The sequence below is a fragment of the Methanothermobacter sp. K4 genome, assembly GCF_022014235.1.
Taxonomy (GTDB): Archaea; Methanobacteriota; Methanobacteria; order Methanobacteriales; family Methanothermobacteraceae; genus Methanothermobacter.
The window spans coordinates 1-821 of record NZ_JAKLTD010000008.1; the positions used below are offsets into that span (position 1 = coordinate 1).

1 protein-coding gene is annotated in these 821 nt (G+C 49.6%); it reads right to left on the bottom strand.

Features of this window, described 5'->3' with window-relative positions; translation table 11 throughout:
* Positions 1-821, bottom strand: an 821-nt coding sequence (locus L5462_RS09230) for a hypothetical protein (protein ID WP_237780483.1), incomplete at both ends; no start/stop codon positions are given.

Sequence of the window (821 nt, forward strand, 5' to 3'; positions counted from 1 at the left end):
GTTTGAGGCCTTCTCTGGCATCACCGCCGCTGATAGGAGCAGACCGGGGTTCACTGATTTTATGGCTTCACTTATCCTCTTAACTATTCCTGTTATGGTCTCTGTGGAATTGGGGACCTGGTAGGCGTTTCCCGGATATCTGATGTAGTCCAGGTGCACCCCGCCAACACCAGGTACACTGATGTATGAGAGGGCGCGCTCTGTCAGGTTCTCTATGAAGTTCTCTGCGTAGGTCATGTTGTAGCCGTACCTGGTCTCTGTGGTCTTAACGGTTTTTGTAACTGTACGGTACTTTATGGTGTACCTTGTCTCCTTAACGTACCTGTAGTATGTCTTTTTAACGTAGCGGTACTTCCAGGTGTATTTCAGTTTACCTTTGTACCTGTACCACGCCTTGTACTTCTGTTTCACGTACCTGGTGTAGGCCTTCTTCACTGTTACGGTGTAGTAGTACCTGTATGGCTCCTTCACTGTGACCTTTTTTGTCTTTGTAACATTGTAGGCGTATCTTCCGGTTGGGTCAACCCATTTTCCGCTGGAATCCTTGAGGCAGATCACCCAGGCGCTCACCCGTATCCCCTGCTCTGATGCATTGCCGAGGAATGAGGTGAGGTTCATGCTGAACCTGGCGTCATTGAAGGCCAGCTGCTCAAGGAAGACATCCTTTATACCCATCCTTTTGAGTTCTGTGAGGTTCACCCTCCCCATATCGTAGGCCTTAACCCAGATGGCCCCATGGGGTGTGTCTGTTTCCTCTGTCTGGGCGGATGTCTGGTTACCTGTATCATTTGATGTCTGGTTGTCACCTTCCGTTGATGTCA